General features: G+C 41.6%; 20 protein-coding genes and 1 pseudogene. 18 read left to right on the top strand and 3 right to left on the bottom strand.

What is annotated here, in order from left to right:
- The first annotated feature begins 39 nt into the window (after positions 1-39).
- From QF041_RS03560 to QF041_RS03535, 6 genes are all read left to right on the top strand, one after another.
- Entirely contained in the window at positions 40-2,631 is a 2,592-nt protein-coding gene (locus QF041_RS03560; protein ID WP_307411964.1) for a helix-turn-helix transcriptional regulator, read from the top strand.
- Positions 2,632-3,420: 789 nt separating this feature from the next.
- Positions 3,421-4,098: a hypothetical protein gene (locus QF041_RS03555; protein ID WP_307411960.1), complete on the top strand. Its 678-nt coding sequence runs from the start codon at positions 3,421-3,423 to the stop codon at positions 4,096-4,098.
- Positions 4,099-4,198: 100 nt separating this feature from the next.
- Entirely contained in the window at positions 4,199-4,339 is a 141-nt protein-coding gene (locus QF041_RS03550) for a hypothetical protein (RefSeq protein ID WP_307411957.1), read from the top strand.
- Positions 4,340-5,012: 673 nt separating this feature from the next.
- Positions 5,013-6,203 (top strand): glycine C-acetyltransferase, encoded by a 1,191-nt coding sequence (locus QF041_RS03545; RefSeq protein WP_307411954.1) that lies wholly within the window; start codon positions 5,013-5,015, stop codon positions 6,201-6,203.
- Positions 6,204-6,240: 37 nt separating this feature from the next.
- Positions 6,241-7,200 carry an L-threonine 3-dehydrogenase gene (locus tag QF041_RS03540; protein ID WP_307411950.1) on the top strand — a complete coding sequence of 320 codons (960 nt, stop codon included), beginning with the start codon at positions 6,241-6,243 and terminating at the stop codon, positions 7,198-7,200.
- 341 nt (positions 7,201-7,541) lie between these two features.
- Positions 7,542-7,970 carry a hypothetical protein gene (locus tag QF041_RS03535; RefSeq protein ID WP_307411947.1) on the top strand — a complete coding sequence of 143 codons (429 nt, stop codon included), beginning with the start codon at positions 7,542-7,544 and terminating at the stop codon, positions 7,968-7,970.
- A gap of 267 nt (positions 7,971-8,237) precedes the next feature.
- Here QF041_RS03535 and QF041_RS03530 read toward each other — a convergent pair whose 3' ends face one another.
- Together QF041_RS03530 and QF041_RS03525 are read right to left on the bottom strand one after the other, a co-directional pair.
- Entirely contained in the window at positions 8,238-8,912 is a 675-nt protein-coding gene (locus QF041_RS03530; RefSeq protein WP_307411943.1) for a nitroreductase, read from the bottom strand.
- Between the two features lie 258 nt (positions 8,913-9,170).
- Entirely contained in the window at positions 9,171-10,658 is a 1,488-nt protein-coding gene (locus QF041_RS03525) for a DHA2 family efflux MFS transporter permease subunit (protein WP_373461259.1), read from the bottom strand.
- A 138-nt stretch (positions 10,659-10,796) separates the two neighbouring features.
- Between QF041_RS03525 and QF041_RS03520 the strand changes: the two genes are divergently transcribed.
- From QF041_RS03520 to QF041_RS03500, 5 genes and pseudogenes are all read left to right on the top strand, one after another.
- The gene (locus QF041_RS03520) at positions 10,797-11,117 is read left to right on the top strand and encodes a winged helix-turn-helix transcriptional regulator (protein WP_307411938.1); all 321 of its coding nucleotides are present in this window, start codon (positions 10,797-10,799) and stop codon (positions 11,115-11,117) included.
- Between the two features lie 242 nt (positions 11,118-11,359).
- A pseudogene (locus QF041_RS03515) lies at positions 11,360-11,677 on the top strand (SOS response-associated peptidase).
- Positions 11,678-12,046: 369 nt separating this feature from the next.
- Complete coding sequence (locus QF041_RS03510; RefSeq protein ID WP_307411935.1) at positions 12,047-13,093, top strand: NADH:flavin oxidoreductase/NADH oxidase; 1,047 nt, start codon at positions 12,047-12,049, stop codon at positions 13,091-13,093.
- Between the two features lie 78 nt (positions 13,094-13,171).
- On the top strand, positions 13,172-13,693 hold the full coding sequence (locus QF041_RS03505) for a VOC family protein (protein ID WP_307411933.1): 522 nt from the start codon (positions 13,172-13,174) through the stop codon (positions 13,691-13,693).
- 224 nt (positions 13,694-13,917) lie between these two features.
- Positions 13,918-14,331, top strand: a complete 414-nt coding sequence (locus QF041_RS03500) for a MarR family winged helix-turn-helix transcriptional regulator (protein WP_307411930.1) — start codon at positions 13,918-13,920, stop codon at positions 14,329-14,331.
- Between the two features lie 631 nt (positions 14,332-14,962).
- On the opposite strand, the gene QF041_RS03495 is transcribed toward QF041_RS03500, so the two are convergent.
- Positions 14,963-16,129 (bottom strand): MFS transporter, encoded by a 1,167-nt coding sequence (locus tag QF041_RS03495; RefSeq protein ID WP_307416885.1) that lies wholly within the window; start codon positions 16,127-16,129, stop codon positions 14,963-14,965.
- Between the two features lie 1,492 nt (positions 16,130-17,621).
- On the opposite strand from QF041_RS03495, the gene QF041_RS03490 reads away from it, so the two are divergent.
- The 7 genes from QF041_RS03490 to QF041_RS03460 all read left to right on the top strand — a co-directional run bounded on the left by QF041_RS03490 (position 17,622) and on the right by QF041_RS03460 (position 24,070).
- Positions 17,622-18,167 carry a TetR/AcrR family transcriptional regulator gene (locus QF041_RS03490; protein WP_307411927.1) on the top strand — a complete coding sequence of 182 codons (546 nt, stop codon included), beginning with the start codon at positions 17,622-17,624 and terminating at the stop codon, positions 18,165-18,167.
- A 684-nt stretch (positions 18,168-18,851) separates the two neighbouring features.
- Entirely contained in the window at positions 18,852-19,742 is an 891-nt protein-coding gene (locus tag QF041_RS03485; RefSeq protein WP_307411924.1) for a glycoside hydrolase family 1 protein, read from the top strand.
- 197 nt (positions 19,743-19,939) lie between these two features.
- The gene (locus QF041_RS03480) at positions 19,940-20,257 is read left to right on the top strand and encodes a site-specific integrase (protein WP_307411921.1); all 318 of its coding nucleotides are present in this window, start codon (positions 19,940-19,942) and stop codon (positions 20,255-20,257) included.
- 158 nt (positions 20,258-20,415) lie between these two features.
- Positions 20,416-21,540, top strand: a complete 1,125-nt coding sequence (locus QF041_RS03475; protein ID WP_307411918.1) for a dimethylarginine dimethylaminohydrolase family protein — start codon at positions 20,416-20,418, stop codon at positions 21,538-21,540.
- 26 nt (positions 21,541-21,566) lie between these two features.
- Complete coding sequence (locus QF041_RS03470; protein WP_307411915.1) at positions 21,567-22,262, top strand: response regulator transcription factor; 696 nt, start codon at positions 21,567-21,569, stop codon at positions 22,260-22,262.
- Positions 22,249-23,565: a sensor histidine kinase gene (locus QF041_RS03465; RefSeq protein ID WP_307411911.1), complete on the top strand. Its 1,317-nt coding sequence runs from the start codon at positions 22,249-22,251 to the stop codon at positions 23,563-23,565. The genes QF041_RS03470 and QF041_RS03465 overlap by 14 nt, the downstream gene beginning before the upstream one ends.
- A 268-nt stretch (positions 23,566-23,833) precedes the next feature.
- A complete protein-coding gene (locus tag QF041_RS03460) occupies positions 23,834-24,070 on the top strand; it encodes a hypothetical protein (protein WP_307411909.1) in 237 nt (78 codons plus the stop codon).
- Positions 24,071-24,113 lie beyond the last annotated feature (43 nt).

Here is a 24,113-nt window from a genome sequence, read left to right as displayed (position 1 = left end):
TAGACTGTTGATAGCGTTAGAAAAAAAGGGGGAACAAGAGTGACTGACATTCGAAGTTGGCGAAATTTTCGGTTGCTGAGTCGAAGCCGGGAAGTAAAAGGACGCTTTTATCGTTACAGCCTGATTCTGGCACTGTGTATGTCGAGCATCCCGACAGCGGTTATTGGTTTCTCGTCTTATGTGCTCGGAACCGAGCATATCGAACGTGAGGTGATGAGCAGCAACCGGGCACTCGTTAAACGATCGGCAGAAAGTATGGACGAACTGTTCGTGCAGGTTGAACAGTCTGCGGCCCGTTGGGCGCTAGATCCAAGACTTGATGGCGATATGAGAAAAGCAAATCTTCGTATGGAATACCAGAGAACCCAGGAGCTGTATCGCTTTCTGGGACTGATGAAAGCGTCGTATCCGGAGCTGAAAGATGCAAAGCTGCTGCTTGCTCGCAACGAGCCGCTTTTGCTATCGGATACGGACGGGTTAAGGAAGATTTCGTTTACAGAGGATAGTAAGCGGTTTCAAAACATTGTCGATGCCCCGTCTGCTTTGTATTGGCTGGATGATTTTCGCTGGACGGCTTCTGAGAACGGAGAGGTCGTATTGGTCCGGAAGCTGCCCGGTTACGGAGATCCTTATGGAGCTCTTCTATTGAACCTGGACAGAAATCAGATTGAAGAACGGATGCGCCGGGCATCTTTCGATGATAAAGGCGCTTCGTTTCTATATACAAGTTCCGGGCCACCCTTAATCCGCATGTCAGATGTGCCGTCGGACGATCCGATGCGAACCTCGACTTTCGAATCCGCGCTGCGTGAAAAGCTTCGAACTCAGGTCTCGGACACACCGGATTCATATCTGTTCAAATGGCAAGGCAAAACCTACTCCGTCTCCCATAGCCAATTGCAGCGTCCGGGGGTCGAATGGACTTATGTGACGGTTTCGCCTTTAGAAGCGCTAACTCGCCCTGTCGTGCTGCTCTCACGTTCGCTGTTGGCGGTCAGTTTGGCCGGTATGCTATTGGCGCTGCTAGTCGCCTGGTTGGCTTCGCACCGGCTGCACCGGCCGATCGGTCGATTGGTAGAGATCCTCGGCAACCATTTTTCTCCGGCGCTAGCCCACTCTTCGGCGGACGGGGCTGCGGGGACAGCAGAAACGTCTGAACAAGAAAGAGGCCTAAACCGACTGCTGCGAAAAATTCACGTAAGCCAGCAGCCTAAAAATGGATCTGACGGTACCGGAATCGAGAAGGCAGGGCATCCATACGACGAACTGGACTACATTGAGACGAGTTGGCGCGGTCTGGCTGACGCCAAAAGAGAAGCCGAGGCTCGGCTTGAACACACTTATCCTGAACTGAGATCCGCCTTTTTGATGCAGTTGATGCAGGGGCATTATCAGACGTTGAGCGAGCGGGAACTGCTATCGCGAATGGAAAGATTCGGGTGGTCGATCCATCCCGACGAGCGGTTGTCGGTTTTCTTGATGCAGGTCGGCGTGCTGTCGCCGCCGGAATCGAAGTTTCGTGAAGAAGACGAATTGCTGATGACGTTCGCCGCCGCCAATGTAGCCCGTGAATTTGTGGAACAGCGCATGATGCGTGCAATCGTAGTGAATTTTCAGGATTCGACCGCCGCCGTGCTGATTCCTTACTCCATAGATGAAAACGGCATTACGGCCGAAATGAATCGAGAATATATGCAGGGTTTGCAAAGTTCAGACGAAAAGACCCAAGGTGATGCTGCAAATGAAGAAAGCGATGGACAGCCGCTGAACGCGTTGTGGAAAACGCTGGCAGAAGAGTTGGCGGGTACGGTACGCTCTGTGCTGCGGCTGCAAACCCTGGTGTGCACAGGCAGCGCTGCAAAAATTCTGGAAGTGCCAGAGCTGCTTCATTCCCTGCGAGGTGCGTTGCGTCATATTCCGCACGACGAAGATTGTCGGGTTCTGCATCTCGACGAATGGATGCCGAATCTGGGTGAGCAGAGCGCTTATCCGTTCGAGCTCGAACGTGAGCTGCTCCGCTGCGTCAAGCTTGGCCAAATCGAGGAAGCCGGCGAGCTGATGGATGAATTTATCGATGAGCTGGCGCGCCGAGCCACCTCGAAGCCAGAATTGCGAAATCTGACTTTTCATCTGCTCGGCAGTCTGCTGCACACGATGATGGAGAACGGCGCTCAATCCGAGCACGTCGACCATATGGGACTGTATGAACGTCTTGCCACTATACGCCAGCCCAAAGCGATGGCCGTCTTTGTGCGTACACAGGTATTGGAACCTTACGGGCGCGAGATCGGCGGTGCTGATAGGCTGTATACTGATCGTTTCGCGGAACGAGTCAAGGAGGAGATCGAACGTGATTATACGGCAGATTTCTCGCTTGAGAGCTGTGCGAAACGTTTTGGCGTTAGTTCTTATACGCTTAGCCGTTCATTCAAGCAAGCGTATGGCAAAAACTTCGTTGATTATGTGATGGAACTTCGTCTTGAACGGGGCACGGAGCTGCTGTGCACGACCGATCTCAAAGTGAACGAGATCGCCGAATCAGTAGGGTATCATCCCTCGTATTTTATCCGGCTGTTCCGCAAGCAGAAAGGCATGACGCCCGGGCAGTACCGAATGAAGAAAAACGGATAAAAAAGCGCGTGATCCAAACTTTTTGCGTGTCTGTCGTTCACCGGACATGATGGCTCGGACCTCTCGGGATGAGCTGGATACCCGTTGTTATTCGTGCCGGCTACACGGAATCGGGGTGTCCGGTTAGATTGAGATTGCCGCTATGAGCGGGTTGTCTACGTCAAATACAAAAAGAAGCTATTTCTGATAAAGGAAATAGCTCTTTTTGGTATGTTTTCATTATCTTCCGCCGTCCGGATGAACATGCCGAAATTATAATCTTTGAGAAAGGCCCCTATAAATCATTTGCTTACGAAGATTATTTGCGATATATAATTGGCTTTTTTATTATTGTCGATGGACAAGAACATAGTCCGATTGCCGATTAGGCGTATATCTAATCGTTATTTTGCCCGTTAATCCATTCAATTAACGCGCAGGTTAGCTTAATAGGAACGTCCTGTGTGTGAGCTGCACCGTTGGGCACCATGTATGAAGCTGCGCGGATCTCGTCCGGATCGGAGAGAGCAGCGGCGTGTCGGTCGCCTGGGCTTCAGCTGTTCTGTGAAAATAAATTGTTAGACCGTAAAAATAAAGTTTTAGACTGGCAGCCGGCATTAGCCAACGGGCATGATAACGGAACCATTAGATGGACTTATTGTTCTCATATGGTAAAATATATCCCAGAAATATCTTCGTGGGTTAATGAAAAGCGCTGATGAACTAATAAGAGACCAGCACAAAAAAGTGGTAGTTTTATGGATGCAATAGTCCCCGAATGGAACTTGGTACTAAAAGGAGGCAGGACACATGCTAGAAGAACAGGAAATATTCGCGGGCGAAGGATATAACAGGTCGTACGCAATTGCTACGGGTATGCCGATTTTGAATCTTAGGGGTAGCATACCGCGTGAAGGTAACGGCCAACTACCGTTTCCGTGGGTGACAACGGGCATCAGGATTGATAAAGAACAGATGTTGGAAACCGTTATGAAGCAAAAGACACTCGAGTATTTGTTTAATATGCAATTCAGTAAGGAGGAGATGACCGACCGCAATTTGGTTGTAGGCTGTTATGAATACAGGAATCCGAATGACCAGGAACAAATATTGCTATATGCGCTGGTTTCGTTGAAGGAATTTCTCGCGAGATACGGCGATGAACGGGCATCGGAGATTCTGATGCGAGTTGGCTGCACGTACGAGAAGATTATAGAGGAATGCGATGAAGCCATTGAAGAACACTTTGCAGTGTTGCGCCGGTCACTTCAATTAAAGAATTTGAGGGACAAATATGATGTCGTTTACGAGTGGAGTGAAGAGGAAGGGGTAGAGACGTACATAATCAGATACACCAAATCGAGTTATACGAAGATTAAAGCTAAATCATTCGAAGAGTTGACCAAACTCTATGAGGAGCAACGGAAGAAGGATGCAAAGAAGACGTTCGCGATTCTGGAACCGTTAGAAGCATTTATGCAAGCCTAAGAAAACCGCCCCTTTACGGGGCGGTTATTCAACATTTCATCGAAAGAAGATTCGAGGAATATCCAGCGATAGAGAGGATTCTCGACAGTCGCATCGGAAATTGCTGACCCGTACGCCAGATATGGTCGAATGGGGACTGATGGAAGACGTTGATCCAGCCGATTATTTCGGCAAAACCATAGAGGTAGAACGATTTAAGGCGATTGGAAGCCTAGCGATTCAGGGAGAAATTCTGAACTGAATTTAGTCATAAAAAAACTGCACCTCCAATTGGTAGTTGTGTCTAACAATTGGGGTGCAGTTCATGTCGGGAGTGGTTTTTTTGTTTGTATAATGAAGTATTTACTTAGCATTTGAATGAATTCATCACGGTGAAAGGCGTCACAAGTCATTAAGCTAACGGGAAACGATAGCTTAATAAAAAAACAAGGAATCAGTTTTTCTGTGGAACCTGTAATTGGGACCGGATATCAGCCGATAAGTTTTTTATTTTTTGGTAGGGAACTTGTCGAGGGACAAGAACATATTCCCATTGAAGTCGCTATTTTAGCGGCTTTTTAATTTTATCGGTACAAGTTCGTGTCCCGAGCCGAAGACAAGAACTTGTACCGATTACCGTATTGGACAAGAACCTGTTCCTATTACCGATTAGTCGTGTATCTAATCGGCATGGTATCGCAAACTACAGAGCAGCAAAAGATATAAGCAAAGATTTAGTAGCGATTGCTTCCGAGAATGGGGGAAGCAATCGCTATGTTTTTTTGCGGATATTTTTATTTTTTGTCCGCCACATGTGTACAAAAAATAAAAATGATGATACATTGAAATTAGTTTATTTCCTTTTATAACAGGGTTTTTTTGAAGAATACTATGTCTCCTGTACGAGGACATACGTATATCGAGGAGGGAATGGAATGTCAAGTCAAGCATTGGACCAATTTTTAAGTTCGAACATCGAAGATCTAAAGACTAAAGGTCTATATAACGTCATCGATACGCTGCAGGGTGCAAATGGTCCTGTTATTCGTATCGACGGAAAGTCCCTAATCAATTTGTCTTCCAATAACTATTTGGGACTGGCAACAGATTACCGCCTGATTGATGCTTCAGTTAAGGCGTCGCAGACATACGGGGCAGGCGCAGGGGCTGTGAGAACAATTAATGGTACGATGGATCTTCATATTGAGCTTGAAGAAAAACTGGCCCGTTTCAAAAAAACGGAAGCCGTTATCGTGTATCAATCGGGATTTAACTGCAATATGGCTGCTATATCCGCGGTAATGGACCAGCATGATGCGATTTTATCAGATGAGCTGAACCACGCTTCGATTATTGATGGCTGCCGCCTGTCGAGAGCCAAGGTGATTCGCTTTAAGCATTCGGATATGAATGATTTAAGACAGCAGGCGAAAGATGCCAAGGAATCCGGTCAGTACCATAAAATTATGGTCATCACCGACGGGGTTTTCTCCATGGATGGTGATATAGCAAAGCTGCCTGAAATCGTGAAAATAGCAGAAGAATTCGATCTGATTACTTATGTGGATGATGCCCACGGTTCGGGCGTTCTCGGAGCAGGTGCGGGAACCGTGAAGCATTTTGGATTGTCCGACCGCATTGACTTTCAAATTGGTACTCTTTCCAAGGCGATTGGCGTTGTCGGCGGTTATGTGGCGGGTAAAAAACAACTGATCGAATGGTTGAAGCTAAGAAGCCGTCCGTTTCTGTTCTCGACATCGCTACCTCCGGCTGCAATCGCTTCTTGCAGCGCTTCTGTCGACATTTTGATGAATGACAAAGAGTTGATCGAGAAGCTGTGGGAGAACGGCAATGATTTGAAAAATGGCTTGAGCCGGCTTGGATATGATGTAGGCCAAAGCGAAACGCCAATCACACCTTGTATCATTGGCGATGAAGTAACCACCCAACTGTTCAGCAAACGGCTTTATGAAGAAGGCGTTTACGCCAAGGCAATCCTGTTTCCAACGGTTCCGAAAGGAACCGGAAGAATACGCAACATGCCGACAGCTGCCCATACCAAGGAGATGCTCGACCAGGTGATCTCCGTTTATGAGAAAGTTGGCAAGGAAATGAAGCTGATTTAGCTGCATTCGCGGGAGTACATTTCGGGAGGAATGTCTTATGATCAAGATTTTGGTGACCGGAGCACTGGGCCAAATCGGTTCTGAGTTAGTTGTTAAATTACGTGAAATTTATGGTGCGGATCACGTCGTTGCTACGGATCTCAGGTCATCAGCCCACGAAATTACCCGATCCGGGCCATTCGAGCTGCTGGACGTGACGAATGATAAGGAGATGTTCGAAATCGCCAAGCGGTACGAAGTTGATACCGTCATCCATTTGGCTGCGCTGCTGTCGGCTACCGCAGAGGAGAAACCACTGCTTGCCTGGAATTTGAATATGGGTGGATTGATGAATGCACTTGAAATATCCAGGGAGCTCGGCTGCCAATTTTTCACTCCAAGCTCCATTGGATCTTTTGGTCCTTTGACTCCGAAAGACAATACCCCTCAGGATACGATCCAGAGGCCCAATACGATGTACGGCGTGAACAAAGTGTCCGGCGAACTGCTTTGTGATTATTATTTTCACAAATACGGCCTGGATACTAGGGGGCTACGATTCCCGGGTTTGATATCTTATATGACGCCTCCCGGCGGAGGAACGACGGATTACGCCGTGGAAATTTATTACGCAGCCGTGACGTCTGGCCGGTATACATCTTATATCGCCAAGAACTCAAACATGGACATGATGTATATGCCGGATGCCCTGAACGCTATCATCGATTTGATGGAAGCGGATTCTTCCCGGTTGATGCACCGAAATTCATTTAATGTCACCGCAATGAGCGTGGATCCGGAGGCGATCGCTGCATCGATTCGGGATGAGCTTCCCGGCTTTATCCTCGATTATGACGTTGATCCGAAGAGACAGGCGATTGCCGATAGCTGGCCGCATTCCATTGATGCGACAGCAGCGAAAACAGAATGGGGATTTCATGCTCGCTACGACCTGAAGGCCATGACGAAGGATATGCTTTCACAGCTAAGCGAGAGACAAATGCTTCGCAAGGCTTAAAGTTATTATGAATTCGATCGAAGAGTGACATCGCTAGAAAAAGCAATTCGGATTAAATCCGAATGCTTTAAATGTCGAGGGACAAGAACATTGTCCCATTGAAGTCGCTATTTTAGCGGCTTTTTTATTTTATCGGTACAAGTTCGTGTCCCGAGCCAAGGACAAGAACTTGTACCGATTGCCGGAATGGACAAGAATATAGTCCGATTACCGATTAGGCATAAAACTAGACGGTTCTTTTCCTCGTTAATTCATTAAGCTAACGGGCAGGTTAGCGTAACTAAACTTGTTTATTGCTCGTTAATCAAGATATAGGGAGACCGTATTCAAGGAGGTGTATAATGAACAGATTTGTAATGATGTTTATTTTTGCTTCCGCATTGACTGCTTGTGATAATTCTGTTGAAGATCTACCTATTACCCAAGATGATCAGGGAATTCAGGATCTTCAAGCTGAAAACAAGCAACTTAAGGCTGAATTAGAAGCGGCTCAGAATACTTTGAATGAAATGGATATGGGTACAGTTAGAGGCCCTTTGAATGCAGCACTCAGAATAATTAACGCTATGAATAATAAAGATTACGAAGCCTTAGCAACATTATCTGTCCCTGAAGTGGCGTGGGATGATCAGAATGATACGTATACTTTACAAGATGATGAATCTGAGCAAAATGTTTCTGTCTTATCACAAATTGAGTTAGGGAACCTAGAGTATCGCGGATTTGATCCAGTGAGTGAGAATGAGGTTCAATTATTTTGGCAAAAGTAGATGATGGGAATGTTGCCATCTATATTGATTTTTTGAAAACTGGGGATCAATGGCTATATAAAGGCCATTTAACCAATTAAACAAGTGAAACATATCATAATTAAAAAGATAACGTTCAACTAACGGGAAACGATAGCTCATACAACAAACAAAGCAGCTGACCAAAATGATTAGCTGCTTTTATTTCAAACTAATTCTAGAACTCGATGTAACTGATCCATTGGATATTGATATCGAGAACGATGATATCATCATTATAGAGTTTGTTTAACGATGGAATGTCACACTATCCTCGATTGAGTCACGACCCATCCGAAAACCATTTACTGGTGCTTCTTTGTCTGGGTAACCAAATGATATTCCAAATAATAATTTTAGTTCGCCCGATACTCCAAGAACTTCGCGGACAGTATCAGCAGAAAAGCCTAATGCTGTCTGGGGAATACCGCCTATCCCACGTGCCTCGAGCGCTAGTAGAAATGACTGACCATACATTCCAATATCAGATGCGACACGCACATTATCTCCAAATGAAGGCATAAATAAGAAAGCAACATGGGGTGCATTAAAAAAATTATAATTTTGTGCAGCTGCCTGCTTGCGACCTTTGTAATCTTCTCGTGCTATTCCTTGTGATTCATAATAAGCTTTTCCATGCGTATTTTTGCGTTCGCCATATCGGCCGTAAAAGGCGTTCATATCAAATGTAAAATCTGGTGTATGATTCCCTTCCTCATTCGCGCGTAACAAAGCTTTACTCAATTCATCCTTCTTATCACCTGAAACAATATGAACATTCCAAGGCTGCGTATTGCAATTAGACGGTGTATATTGAGCATCTTCGAGAACCTCACGAATCACTTCTTCCGTAACGGGTGTAGAGAGAAATTGACGCACAGATTGTCGAGAGCGTACAACTTCTTGAAAAGATTTAGTAGTCATTAGTATAACCTCCTCTTGTGTTTCGATGTTTCTTCACATAATGTTTTTGATAAATCCATGCTTATTTGGATATGATTGAATTTTATTGATTATTTTTGTTACATTCATCTTCTAGAATAAAATCATTGCTCATCTTTTGGAAGAGGGCAATTTAAATTGCCTTAGTACACTTTTTTGTACTTATGGATAAATAGAGGTCCCTACCATTTTGTGTGAACGTTCTTCATAGGCACTGATAAGAGAATCGCTGACAAAACATTAATGTTGCGAATGCACCTCTTTGCGGTTGACTACGCTGCGGCGAATGAAGAACGCTGTGACCAAGCCAATTAGGGCCAGGATAATCATGTACACGAATACGTTGTATGCTCCTGCCGACATCGCGTTTGCCATCTCGACCTGTTTGGAAAGAGCGGAGAAGCCGTGCAGGTATTTATCCATACCGCCCATAAGGATACTGACAGCTACAGCAATTCCAATCGCTCCCGTAACCTGTGGCAATGTGTTTATGACTGCCGTACCGTGCGGGTACAAGTCTGGCGGCAATTGATTTAGCGCGTGCGTTTGAGCAGGCATTAAGATCAAGGCTGTCCCAATAGAGAGCCCTATATGCACAGCCACCATAAAGGCGATTGAAGAAGCAGGAGATAGGTTAGTGAAGAACCATAACATGACTAAAACGATCACGAATCCGGGGATAACGAGCCATTTTGGCCCATGTTTATCGAATAAGTGCCCTATGCGCGGGGAGAGGAGACCGAAAAGCGCACTACCCGGCAAAAGCATGAGTCCCGCAGTGAACGGAGACAATCCGGCGCCCGTCTGCAAAAACATTGGCAGGATAATCAGGGTCGTCATAAAAATCATCGGGCATAACGCTACCAGAATCAGCCCAACAAGGTACATGGGATACTTGAACACGCTCAGGTTCATCATCGGACTACTCATAACGTTCTGACGCAACACGAACAGCACCAGTGCAATGAGGCCGACAATGATTGAAGTGATCACAACCGGATTCCCCCAGCCTTCAGATCCTTCGCCTACCTGACTAAAGCCAAAAACAACTCCGCCGAATCCAATCGTTGACAACAACACAGACAGTAAATCAATCCGCTGCTTTTTGACATCAGTAACGTTCTCTAAATACTTCAACCCCATCAACAATCCTACGACTAAAAATGGAAGTGAGAACCAGAAAATATACTGCCATGTTAAATATCCAACTACCAGCCCCCCAAAGGTCGGGCCGAGCGCTGGGGCAAACATGGTAACAAGCCCGACTAATCCCATCGCTGCACCCCGTTTATTTTGCGGATAGATGACGAGAACTGTATTGAACAACAGGGGGATCAAGGTGCTCATGCCTACTGCCTGTAAAATTCGACTGAACATCAACATTTCAAAATTTAACGCCAACGCCGCGATCAATGTACCCACGATTAAACTGATGAGCGAAACTGTGAAGAGCTTTCTTGTAGAAAACATCTGCAACAACATTGCGCTTATTGGCGTTAAAATGCCTATGGTCAACATGTAGCCCGTCGTTAACCACTGTACCGTCGCAGCCGAAATTTGGAATACTTCCATCAAATTAGTCATTGCAATATTGATAGCCGTTTCGCTTAGATAGCCGAAAAAACCACATATAAGCAAAGCTGCCATAATCGCACTCGTATTGTATTTTTTCAATTCCAAAGATTTCAACCCTTTATTCCTCCATCTTCTATAAAGTATAATTACCATATTGTTTCGCTCCGTAATCTTATTAAAGTATCTTACTTTAAACAAGTACGATCTTTTTTAGAACATACTATAAAAAACAATACTAAAGAGTTTTTACACGCTTCTAAGAGCCTGTATATTTATTTTGGAGGGGAAAATATGTATCACAACAACAAGTATTCGTCTGATTGCGGACTAAATAAAGTCCAAAAAATAGTTGCAGGGAAGTGGAAATTATCGATCTTATGGTATATTGCCGAGGAAACTAGAAGGTTTGGGGAGATAAATCGTGTTTTTCCGGATATTACGCAATCGATGCTAACGAAGCAGCTCAGAGAGTTAGAAAGTGATGGACTCCTGCATCGTGAAATTTATAAAGAGGTTCCACCAAGAGTCGAGTATTGTTTAACCCCTCTTGGTAAGAAATTTTTACCAATCCTTCAAACTATGTGCGAGTGGGGAGATTACAATTTAGAATAAGAATCGATAACTTTTTATGAAAGAAAGATTTTTTTTACAAACTAAGAAAATTGTCTTATAGACGGTAAAACGACCGGCTATTTTATCATTGCAATAATTAAGACTAGTTTAAATTAGAATAGATTAAACAAGTAGAGAGGAACTAGTTGGTTTGACTGAGAAGCATAACGAGGTGCGTAGTGTAGGAGAATAACAATTTCCCACCTGAACCTATAACGAATTTTATAGTTAGGTCTATTCGGATGTGCGGCAGATTTACAATTATTGATCCCATTGATAGCATAATGGAACGACACTTGGCTTCAGACACCAAAGGCTTTGACTATCGTCCAAATTATAACGCTGCCCCTATGCAATTTATCCCGTCAATCATTGCAACCAGTAATGGTAATCGCTTAAGTTCACTCCGATGGGGCTTGGTACCTTCTTGAGCTAAAGATGACAAAATCGGATCTAAGATGATAAATGCACGAGGTGAGACGCTAAACGAGAAACCTGCATTTAGGCGGCTGGTTAGTACCAAGAGGTGCATTATTCCCTGTTCAGTTTTTTTTCATTAAATGTCAACGAAATGTACTTAATAACATAAGTGACCTAATTAATAGATAAGATATATAACATTTTATATTTCAATCCTGCATAGAAAGCTATCTTTTATTGTATGGCGTATAACTCTCCAGATTCAGTTCTTTATGGGCTTTCTTCAATGAAATGTGAAGCATAATATTTTGTCGTGAGTCCCAAATGAACGCAGTAGAATGTAAACCAATTAGTAGACAGCCGATTAATTTAGTCGGCTGTCTTTTTATTAAGCTAATGGGAAGGATAGCTTGGTGTGGCTTTAATGAAATGACTACTGTTTTGACAAGAAGAGATTCGAGTGATATTATTTGCATGTGCAAACAAATAGTATTGGAGGTAATTTAAAAATGAATAATTTATCCACACCTTTCAAACTCAAAAACCTGGAACTCAAAAATAGAACTGTCATGGCTCCGATGTGTCAATATTCTGTTGATCTAAAAGATGGCGTACCCAATGATTGGCATTTTGTGCACTATGCTTCCAGAGCTGTTGGTGGAACAGGACTAATCATTGTAGAAATGACCGGCGTTGATCCTGATGGAAGAATCACAGATGGTGATCTTGGCCTGTGGTCCGATGATCAAATTCCTCCATATCAACGTCTCGTCTCTGAAGTTCAGAAGCATGGATCCAAAATAGGTATACAGATTGGGCATGCCGGCAGAAAGGCAGAGGATGCTATTCAACCAGTAGCTCCGTCCTCTGTTCAAGGTGTAGCGCTACCTGAAGAGACGAAATATGGAGAGTTGAAATCCCCCAGAGCCCTAACGATCGAAGAGATTAATCGAGTAATTAGTCAATTTAAGGATGCTGCTAGACGTGCAGTTGAAGCCGGGTTTGATACCATTGAACTTCATGGTGCTCATGGGTATTTACTTCATCAGTTTATGTCACCTAGTATTAATATCAGAGAAGATGTATATGGAACAGACCTATCGAAATTTGGCGTAGAGGTCATTCAAGCGGTGAAAAGTGTCATGCCCAAAAATATGCCCCTGATTATGAGACTTTCTGCAATTGAATACATTGATGGCGGGTATGACCTTGAACATGCATTGCATATGGGAGAGAGATTTAAAGCTGCAGGTGTAGACATTTTCCATATTTCTAGCGGTGGTGAAGGAATCCCAGGAAAATTGAAGCCATTAAACACGCCTGGTTACCAAGTCCCTTTCGCAAGAATGTTTAAGGAGCGTCTTGGTCTTCCTGTGATTGCTGTAGGAAAGCTTGAAAATGCTGAACTCGCTCTAGCAACTATTGCAAATGACGATGCAGATCTGGTTGCGGTGGCGAGAGGAATGTTGAATGATCCTTATTGGACATTGCATGCGATCAAAACGACAACAAAGATAGTGGAACCACCTTTTCAGTATTCTAGAGGAATTCGTTAAAGATGTAGTCTTATATTCATAAGACTTTGCTTAATAGCCAAGAATAAAAATAAATTTAAATAAAGGGAGAGATAAAACGTGAAAAATATTACAAGAGGAATCGACCATATTGGAGTAACCGTTCCCGATATCGAAGAAGCAACAGTTTTCTTTAAAAAGGCTTTTGGCGCTAAAATTGCTTATGATAATAAAAAATTAGAAGATGAGCCTTTAGCTGGACCAAATGTTGAGAAAACATTAGGTCTGAAAAAGGGAACCAAAGTTATCCATATGCGCTTGCTTTCTTTTAATAATAGCGCTAGTATCGAACTATTTAATTACGTCGATGCTGATCAACGGAAACCGTCAATTGCTTCTGACTTGGGTGTTCAACATTTTGGTTTCTATGTGGATGACATTAAAGAAGCAGCTAAAGCATTTGTTGAAGCAGGTGGAGAGTTATTAAATGATCCCGGTGAATTGTTAGGAGATGTTGAAGATGGAACAGGTCATTTTGTATATGGGCGTGCACCATGGGGAATGTTAATTGAACTCATTAGCTATACACCGCATGGATTAAACTACCCTGAAGATAGTGAAGCAAAACGTTTTACCCCATAACATCTGCACTTATGACCAACCATATAAGAAATTTGTTACACAGAGAAAATTTCTAATCATGTAAGTAATGCTGTCCCTATGTTCGTATATTCTAAGGAAATGCATGCACTATAGCTATACACAATTTGAGGAAAAGGCATCGATTTGATCTTTTGACATCAGCTTAAGTTAAGGTAATACTATATGTGGGACAATACAACGTATAGAATGAAAGGACGATATACTTGAGCGATTCGGATTATCTAATTCATGACTGGGTCAATTTCTCCAAATATCATGATCGAATTAATAATGCTTTAAACCATATCCTTCAGGAACGTTATCAATTTAGCTTAAAAGAGTTTTATTTGCTTATGTACCTTTATCATTCCGAAGACAACAAACTACGTCTGGCTACTGCATCGAATATGATTGGTTTAAGCCAGAGTGCTCTTACTCGTCTAATCACCAGATTGGAAAACCATACTTTTCAACCTGTAGAACGAGTTGTGTATGAAGAAGATAAGAGAGGCTTCTATGTTGTTCTTACTCCAAACGGTGAGAAATATACGAGAGATATTATTACAGAAGTTAGTTCTGTTTTAGAGGCGTCTATGTCTGAAAAGGATAAAAAAAACATTCGATTATTTACTTCTTAAATACGGTACACAAATAAATTTGCCAACATCGAATCATATTTAGACCTTTGGAACTCTCAGCGCACATCACACTAATCCGACTATCAAATAAACGGACATTATAACAGAAATACATTATGGGCAAATAACCACAGTCGCATTTTATAGCGACTGTGGTTATTTGATCTTGTGGTACCTTAATGAATAAAAAAAATTTGGATTTCGGATATAGTAGCCGCTATTTGATTGAGATTCATACTATGGAACAATGTTGGGGAACTTTGTTGTCGAGGGACAAGAACATGGTCCCATTGAAGTCGCTATTTTAGCGGCTTTTTTATTTTATCGGTACAAGTTCGGGTCCCGAGCCAAGGACAAGAACTTGTACCGAGTTAGGAGCACGGTTGATAAAATAATACTTCAAACGAAATGTGTTTGAAATCAATTTTAGTGTATGTGTTCAAGATTTAAGAAGTACATATTATATCTTTAAGATGTGCCAACAAGGAAAATCATTAAAATCGGAAAACCACCATTAAAATATGATTAATGGTGGCTTTCAAATTGATGACTATTTATAGGTGTGTTTAATGTTTCTTTCAATTAAGCACCATTAACGAATGATACGCAACTTAAAGATGCAGCAGCAGATTTACCCTTTGTCGAGGGCCTCCGAACGCGAAAAGCGTGAGGACGCAACTGTGGTTATAACTCCAAGAAATACAATAATAGCACCGATCCAACTGATGGATGAAAGTGATATTTGCTCCACGACAACTCCACCGAGGCCTGCACCAAAAGCCATGGCTAGCTGCACAACAGAATTGTTCAAGCTGAGCATAATACCTGATGCTTCCGGTGCCTGCTGGACCAAATTGTACTGCGTAGTTGGGCCTGAAGTCCAGGCGGCGAAGGACCACAGCATGAGCAGTGGGAACATGACGATTGGCGACATAGCCCCGATGAAGATTAAGATCAGAGCCAGCGCATGAACCAGCAAACTACCGATGAGCGTGCGGGATACACCCCATTTATCCGAGCTGTAGCCTCCGAACTTAGATCCCAGCAGGCTGGCAATGCCGAAAGCGAACAGCCCAATACTTACGATTTTCTCGCTCATTCCCGTAACAGAGAGCAGGAACGGTGAAATGTACGTATAAACAATCGAATATCCGGCGATCCAGAAGAAAGTGATCAGCAACGCCATGGCGATTCTAGGCTCCTTCAACAAGGCCAGTTGCTTGCCAATCGGAACCGGCTCTTCTCCTTCCGACTTTGGAATCAGGGAGTACATTCCGAAAATGGCCAACAGTCCAAGCACACCGAGACCTGCAAATATTAACTTCCAATCGTACATAGAAGCTGCAACTCTGCCTAGCGGAACGCCGACAACCAGTGCGGTCGAAAAGCCCATCACGACTGTTGCAATACCGCTCCCCTGTTTATCGGGCGGAGCGAGTTTGGATGCCACCATCAAGGCCGTAACAATAAATACGCCGGTACTAAGTGCCAGAACGATCCTCGAGATGAATAGAAGGAGAAATCCTGGCAAAACGGCTGTCATGGCATTGCCAATGACAAATGCGACAAGAGAGTAAATGAGTAGATTTCTCCGATCCATTCGTGACGTTAAAGCCATTATAACAGGTGTCCCAAAAGCGTACGCCAATGAAAAAACAGTAATTAGCTGCCCAGCCACTGATACAGGGACTCCTATTGATGCAGCTACTTTATCCAGAATCCCCGCAATAATAAGCTCCGATGTACCGACGAGGAAGCTAACAATGGCGAGCATATAAATTTTCCATGTATTCGATATCATTGTATTACTCCTATCTCATTTCATTTTCGTTTTAATTACACTAGTAAAAAAGATAATTTCATTATTTCCATATTCTTAGGTGGTCAAAAAGTTCGTTGTCGATTCCTGTAATGACAGTGTCTATCTTTTGATTTTCTTTAATTACATAGTGAGTTTTGTACTTTGAACCTTAAACTTATTCTGCGGTGATTGCAGCAAGAGAATACAAAAGTTCAGTAATTCTGCTTGCCACATAGAAGAAGGAGTCAACAGGTAGGTCATTGATGCCCAATAACGAGAACACAGTTGATTCCGTTTTAGTGATAAGCTTCGGATATTACGCGTCATACAGGAAATAATAATCTAACAAATTAAAGGTAACAGGTCTGGAATAAGAGTGTGCATTGCGAAAAAAAGTAGAGCTATGGCTGTGATTCCCAGGATACTTTTAGCCAAGGAGGGCGATGACAAAAGCGTTAATCGTGCGTTGGACAGAAAACAGCAGGAGTATCTGAATGATCGCACTGACCGTTCGTCAGTGTCCATCTGTCTCTGTGAGCTGTGCCCAACTCGGCAGACATGTTGTTCATTTCCTAAATAAAGAACACCATGGAAAGAACCGAGAAAGTCTAGGCTAAAGAGAATTACATGAGATGAGTTTTAACAGACTCAGCTTCTAGAAAGCGGTTGTTGTATGTTGAGAGTATGACCCCCACGGAGATGAAAGAATGTTTCGAGTGTTTGTCCGAATGGGGTACGAAACTTTCTTCATATCTAATAAAGCAACCTAAACCATGATCTTGCTCGAGGAGATTGAAGAATTCTATGGGTTCTTTCATTATGAACAGTTTTCAATAACAATATTTCCTCTTTAAGCTCAACCAATGTAATACAACCAGATGATTTTCAGTTTTAATTGTACTCATCTACTAAGGATTACTCACACTTCATTATTAAATGGGTTATTAAATCCTAAACGGTCGGAATAGGGCAAGAAACAACTAAGTCGACCTGTATTATTTGAAAGTTTAAATAAGCCATTTGAAATTTTTTCAGTGAATTTCGTTGCTCATTTTAAGTTTTCATAAATTGCATCACGAATCCTAAGTTTTCTTAGTAACAAATCATCTTTCCTTTTGGGACACCGCTTCTGTTTTTGATTATTACATTGTTTTTAAATATCCTCGTATCAATTAAGTGATATCCTCACATAAGAGCAGAACAGAAAATACTGTTCATACTATATGATCACAATGTTCGCACCCTCACTTAAGACGCCAAAGCCTAGAATAAGATCTCAACATTTTCTAAATGTGTGTATCAGCCCCTTTCTTATTTTGTGTGTATCAGCCCCTTTCTTATTTTGTTTCCCCCTTATGGAATAATCATCATTTGTGTATTATTATATAAGGGAACACTCTAATGCAATAACCAAATGAGTATTTTTTGGGTAATAAGTAACAAAAATAAAGGGTTTGGGGTTTAGTACTCAACTAGAAAGGGGTTACGTATGTCTAAAGTGGATCGACGTATATTAAAATCACAAGGAGCAATTAAAAAAGCTGTTGTTGAATTGATACTTGAAAAAGACTTTGATGATATTACAATGCAAGAAATTTCAGACAGAGCAAACGTTAACCGAAAAACGATCTATCTACATTACAAGGATAAATACGACTTATTGGATAATCTCATTGAAGGACACATCCAAGCACTCCGACTAATTTGTTATCCAGAATCAGAAACCTCAGATGAAACTCAAATAACCTGGTTTGAGTATTTTGAAAGCAACTATTGCTTCTTTTCGGCTGTTCTGGCGGGTAAAGGAGCTCCGTTCTTCCGCAGCAGATTCCTTGAATTTGTTATTGAAGATTTCCGACAGGGGTGGGAGTTCGACGAAGCGAGAACGAAGGGATTAAATGAGGATATTCTGGTGAATTTTTTCGCTCCAGCATACGTAGGACTCGTGGAATGGTGGTTTGTAAATAAGATGCCGTATCCCCCCAGCGTTATGAATAAACAAGCAGAATATATATTAGATATGAACTTGTCTTAGTTTCAATAAATAATGCCTTGAGGCATCATCACATAAACCTCTTCTTTTTCGGAGGTTCACATTGTGTACATTTTAAAGGCTTTCGAGAGAAGATAAACTCGAAAGCCTTTTTTAGAATTTACAGACTTAGAAGCATGCATCTTCTTACAGTGATTGTCAGTAAAGGACAGCTCTCATGAAGATGTTCGTGCTGGGCAGTCTACGTATACGCCTGCTTCAAGTATTTTATTATGTATGACCTATAACAGGTTATTCTCTTACATAATCCCACTTGTTCTTCCATAACCTTTGATGGATAAGGCATTCCATTGACTAGGAGTCCTACATACGCTGGCTTGAAAAATTGTATGATAACCTCCTCTTTTTAACCGATCTTTTTATCTTCAATCAAATTCCAACCATTGCGAATATCCATGATAATAAAATCAAGGCATCAACTGTGAAATAAAAGAGCTCCTTTACTAGCCAGCATCACCGAAACAAAATGAATGTTTTTCTGCAAAATACTTAAACCAACCGAAATTTCCTTCTGAAGAAGATCCAGCTTCGCAGATGACACAGAGAGCGTATCTAACAAATCAAATTTATCCCTATAGTGAAGATATAAAGTTTTATGATCAACGTTTTCTCTGTCATAAAATCAATAACATCCTTTTTTATCGCTTCCCACAGGCTTGAATCATCTTGGAATGGTTGATGAATCAGTTCGGAACTTATAAAGAACCGATTGCTTTAAGCGCTCTGCCAAGTTCACCAAAACGTTATGAAGCAGTTCATAATCAATTCGTAGCTTCTGCATTAGCAGTCAAAGTAGCACATGAACTGGATATGGGCTTACAGGTGGGCTGTATGCTATGTAATATTCCTTGGTATCCATTATCCCCGAACCCAAAAGATGTTCTTGCAACCCAAACAAGAGATCAAATCTTTAATTATTACTGTGGAGATATTATGGTCCGCGGGGAATATCCTACATTTGTCTTGGACTTCTTTAAGAAAAATAATATCGATGCCTCATTTATTACAGAAGAAGACAAGCAAACTTTGAAAGAAGGAACAGTTGATCTATATACATTTTCATACTACATGTCGAACTGTATCACAGCCGATCCTACAGTAGAAATCGTTGGTGGGAATATTGTTGGAGGAGCAAAAAATCCTTACTTGGATATTTCGGACTGGGTATGGCAAATTGATCCAGAAGGAATTAAGTATGTTTTGAAAAACCTGCATGATCGTTATCCTCATACACCATTTATGATTGTTGAAAATGGTTTCGGTGGTGTTGATAAGATGGAAGAGGATGGATCTATCCATGATCCATATCGGATTGAATATTTAAGAAAACATATAGGAGCTTTGAAAGAAGCAGTAGACGAAGTTATTCCAGTAATTGGATATACAGCGTGGGGGCCCATTGATTTAGTAAGCGTTAGTACAGGTGAGATGTACAAACGTTATGGCTTTATCTATGTAGATCGACACGATGATGGAACAGGTGATTACTCTCGTCATAGGAAAGATAGTTTTGATTGGTTTAAAAATGTCATTGCCACAAACGGCGAAGTACTATAAATCATATCCTTAGGATATGATGGAGTCGCTGGTGTTATGTGGATGGAAGGTCGAGGGACATGAACATATTCCCATTGAAGTCGCTATTTTAGCGGCTTTTTTGTTTTATCGGTACAAGTTCTTGTCCCGATTACCGTATTGGACAAGAACTTGTTCCTATTGCCTAAAATTAATTGCTCTTAATAGGAGGTTTTATTATGATTTTAAGTGAACTTTGGAATCATTATGAGGCAGATAAACGAATTCAAGGATTGAGCCTGAATACATTGCGTGCGTATGCTTTACAACTCAAGATGCTGGTTTCTGATCTAGGGGATGTAGATATTTCGGGAGTAACTCTAAATCTCCTGAAGGAATACTTAGCAAAGCAATCTGATCGTCTAAAACCAAGCAACCTAGGGCACCGTATCCGTTTTGTACGTTCCTTATTTTGCTTTGCACATGAAGAAACCTATCTATCTAGCAATCCTTCTATTAAACTGCGTGAGCCAAAACATGGAGAAGCGGGTATCTAAGTTTTTGATGGAAGAAGATGTGATTCATTTAAAGATCTCTTGTCAGACCTTACGGGAAGGAGTTTAAATTAAAATAGTATGCCTTCATAAACTGTTAAGAATTACTCTCTATAATTCAAACTGTAAGCATTAAAACAAATTATTAGGAGGGCATTAATATGAAAAAAAAGAATTTGAAGTGGGTTGGATCAACAGCATTATCACTTGTACTGGTAACTAGCATATTACCAGTGGCAGGGGCGACTGGTGTGTCTAAAGTTAATAGAGTTACGGAAGTGAATGGAACTGTGACTACAAAAAGTGAGAAAAACAATGTATATGTAGAGAGTGAATTCGCCACGCTAAAAAGAGTTGTATTGACACAATCTGAAGCTTTTATGCACTTCAATTTTGATGATTTTCCAGAAGGAGACATGCCTATGCCTGAAGGAGGCATGTCTATAATGAATACGGATCCGGCAGAGGCACAGAAAAAGTGGGAAAAAGAGCGTGAAGACCTTAAAAAGGTTCTTGAAAAATACGGGGTTGAGGTTCAACGTCCACGCCTTTTAACTGAAAAGGAAAAACAACTAGGGGCTGTGAAAGATGGCATTACAGGTGGCGAAGGAGTAACTAATTTCTTTGTCAGAGATCCATTCTTCACAATCGGAAATCATCTAATTGAAGGTTCATTTAAATCGGCTTACCGGAGACTTGAGGTTTTACCTGTTAGAAGTATTCTGGATAAGGAAGCAGCCCAAAATAACGTTCCGCATGTAGCTGTCCCGCAACCAGACGTTTCTAAAGGAATCAACTCTGCTGCCGGTCCTTACCTTGAAGGTGGAGATATCCTCGTGTATGGAAAGACTGTATTCGTCGGTAATTCTGGTCTAGCTTCAAACAAAGCCGGTATTGATTGGCTCAGAAACTATTTGATACCATCAGGTTATAAGGTGGTTGAGGTGAAGCTAGAGCCTGGCACATTGCACCTGGATTGTGCTATCAGTTTTGTAAGAGATGGATTAATGATTGTTAGCATGGATTCGTTAGACAATGGGCTCCCAGAAGAACTTAATAATTGGGACAAAATCGAAGTGAGTTACAAGGATGCTCAAGATTTGGCGGTAAATGGATTGCCAATCAGTAGCAAAGTATATGTTACGGACATTGCATTCAAAAATACAATTGGAAAAGAGCTTGAGAAAAGAGGAATCAAAGTAGAATATGTTGATTACGAAATTTCTCGTTCTTTCGGCGGAGCTTTCCGTTGCAGTACACAGCCATTGCTTCGCACGGATAGCTAAAAGTTAAATCAAGTATGAGGTGAACTATGACAAGCCGGATTTTAGTGGTTGAAGATGATCAGGAAATTCGTGATCTGCTACGTATGTCTCTTGTCCGTGAAGGTTATGAAGTAACAACAGCTAAAGATGGAGAACAGGGAATTGAATTAGTAAATGAGTCATTGGATTTGGTGATTCTGGATATTATGATGCCTGGAATAAACGGACTGGAGGCTTGTATACGAATCAGAGAACGATACAATGTTCCTATTCTTTTTCTAACTGCTAAATCCGGAACTTTGGACAAAACGGAAGGTTTGCTTGCTGGTGGAGATGATTACTTAACTAAACCTTTTTCTGAACAGGAGCTTCTGGCAAGAGTTATTGCTTTGTTGCGTAGGTATACGATTTATCAGGATAAAAAGGATTATGGCGAAACATTTCTTATCGGAGGAAGCTTAAAAGTAAGTGAACAATTTAACGATGTATGGAAAGGCAGTCAGAAGATTGAGCTTTCCGATCTGGAGTACGGTCTACTTAAACTGTTGATGACCAGAAGAAATAAAATTTTCTCTGCCCAAAATATATATGAGAGTATTTGGAAGGAACCTTATTTCTACAGTTCAAATAATACGGTAGTAGTACACATCCGAAAATTACGATTGAAAATCGAAGAAGATCCAGCAAAACCAGCGTATATCTTAACGGAATGGGGAAGAGGTTACCGTTTTGGCCACTCATAAACTTACTATAACTAAAAAGTTGACTATTTTAATAATTATTGCTCTCACCATAAGTGTTCTTTGTTTTTTACTTTTGCAGTCCATAAGCAATCGGGTTATGGATCATTATTTTACTTCTGATGAGCGTTTAAAGTCCGAATCTCAAGTTTACGTCCAAAAATTTTCAGAATATGTTTCAGCAAACGATCTGTCAACGACAGATCGTATTGCGTTTTCAGACTGGATTAAAAGTCAGAAGAGTAATTTATTTTTATACGTATTTCAGAACCAGGTGCTTCAATATGATTCCTTGTACCATGCTGATGACGAAGGAGCATATGGAAGTCAGCCTGAAACTGATTATGATCGACGGAACTCTTACCCAGTACAATTTAAGGATGGGACAGGTAACGTTTCAATCTATGGATTTTATTTTTCCCACTACTATAATGTGGCCTACATGCTTGAAATATTGCTGTCCGCAATGTTATTTATAACCATTGTTTTATTTGGAATACGTAGAGGGATCAAATATTTACGCACAATTAATAAAGAAATTCATATCCTTGAAGGCGGCTCATTAGACTATTCTATAACGGTACGAGGGTATGATGAATTGGCGATGATTGCGGAAAGTATAGAGGAACTACGTAAAGCATTTTTAGGCAGGTTAGAAAGGATAGAAAATTTGCAAAATGAGAGTAGAAATCTTGCAACCGAAATGTCTCACGATATGCGTACGCCACTGACATCTCTCATCATGTATTTAGAGTTTGCCCGTAATACACCAGAAGATTTATGTGTAGAAACAAGGTATCAGATCGAGAGTGCGTATCAAAAGGCTCTCCAACTTAAGAATCGTACAGACGATCTGTTTTCATATTTTTTATTAGATAAAGAGAGGGAGGCAGACTTAGTAACCCTTTCAGTACGGGAATCAATTCATGATGTATTGTCAGATATTACAGCTGTACTTAGAGCGGAAGGATTTCAGGTGCTTGTAAATGCCTCCCCTACGGATGTCATAATTATTGTGGATATAGAAAATATTGGACGTGTATTTGATAATTTTCTGTCGAACATACTAAAATATGCAGATCGAGAGCAAAAAATTAATTTATTTACTTATATAGAAGATCATCATTTTGTGATTTTTGTAGAAAACAAATTAAAAATAAATAATGAATCTGTAGAAAGTTATAAATTGGGTGAAAAAATCATAGAAAAAGTTATGCATCGGATGATAGGACAATTCTCTTCATCTGAAGATCAAGAGAATTACAGGATTATCCTGAAATTTAAAATAAGTCGAGCTTTTAAATAGCTGACTAAAATTGCATGTAACGTGTTTTCGTAGATCTATCACGTTGACTGTATTCAATTCGTTCGACGATGAAGTTATGCGCGGGGTTGTTACATCAATTGAAAAACCCAACAGGAGAATCGAGGATTACAGTTGGATCAAATTAGAAGAAATTATTTCAGCCGGGAACTAAAAAAGTACTCACGAATACCGATCAGGAAGGCCAAACCAATATTAGTATGTTAGCCTTATATCATTAAGGCCAAATTAGTGGATGGACAATGGAAGATTGATGATTTGGGTGTACGTTCAAGGGCGTGGAACCCATGAGGATATTGCGAAAGAAATCCATGTCGCTCGCGCCATCGATTACCGGGGGATCGAACGGGGAAAGGACTGTGAGTTCTCCAATACCCGTACCGGGCTGGAAGAACTGCTTCAGTGGATGAAGGAGCTTCAGCAGGAACACGCCAAGAGTGACGTACTCCTTGGCACCCGTGCTTGCCGCATGCGGGTGGTCACTTGATCGGTCAGTTCCAGAATAATGTTACATTAATTAAATCCAAACC

This window comes from Paenibacillus sp. W2I17, from assembly GCF_030815985.1.
Lineage (GTDB): Bacteria > Bacillota > Bacilli > Paenibacillales > Paenibacillaceae > Paenibacillus.
The sequence above is the reverse complement of the archived record's forward strand: the minus strand, read 5'-3'. Positions and strand labels throughout refer to the sequence as shown.

Coding starts and splice junctions, on each gene's coding strand:
- QF041_RS03555 (WP_307411960.1), top strand. CDS start 3,421: ATGCTAGAAGAACAGGAAATATTCGCGGGCGAAGGATATAACAGGTCG.
- QF041_RS03545 (WP_307411954.1), top strand. CDS start 5,013: ATGTCAAGTCAAGCATTGGACCAATTTTTAAGTTCGAACATCGAAGAT.
- QF041_RS03540 (WP_307411950.1), top strand. CDS start 6,241: ATGATCAAGATTTTGGTGACCGGAGCACTGGGCCAAATCGGTTCTGAG.
- QF041_RS03535 (WP_307411947.1), top strand. CDS start 7,542: ATGAACAGATTTGTAATGATGTTTATTTTTGCTTCCGCATTGACTGCT.
- QF041_RS03530 (WP_307411943.1), bottom strand. CDS start 8,912: ATGACTACTAAATCTTTTCAAGAAGTTGTACGCTCTCGACAATCTGTG.
- QF041_RS03525 (WP_373461259.1), bottom strand. CDS start 10,658: ATGGTAATTATACTTTATAGAAGATGGAGGAATAAAGGGTTGAAATCT.
- QF041_RS03520 (WP_307411938.1), top strand. CDS start 10,797: ATGTATCACAACAACAAGTATTCGTCTGATTGCGGACTAAATAAAGTC.
- QF041_RS03510 (WP_307411935.1), top strand. CDS start 12,047: ATGAATAATTTATCCACACCTTTCAAACTCAAAAACCTGGAACTCAAA.
- QF041_RS03490 (WP_307411927.1), top strand. CDS start 17,622: ATGTCTAAAGTGGATCGACGTATATTAAAATCACAAGGAGCAATTAAA.
- QF041_RS03480 (WP_307411921.1), top strand. CDS start 19,940: ATGATTTTAAGTGAACTTTGGAATCATTATGAGGCAGATAAACGAATT.
- QF041_RS03475 (WP_307411918.1), top strand. CDS start 20,416: ATGAAAAAAAAGAATTTGAAGTGGGTTGGATCAACAGCATTATCACTT.
- QF041_RS03470 (WP_307411915.1), top strand. CDS start 21,567: ATGACAAGCCGGATTTTAGTGGTTGAAGATGATCAGGAAATTCGTGAT.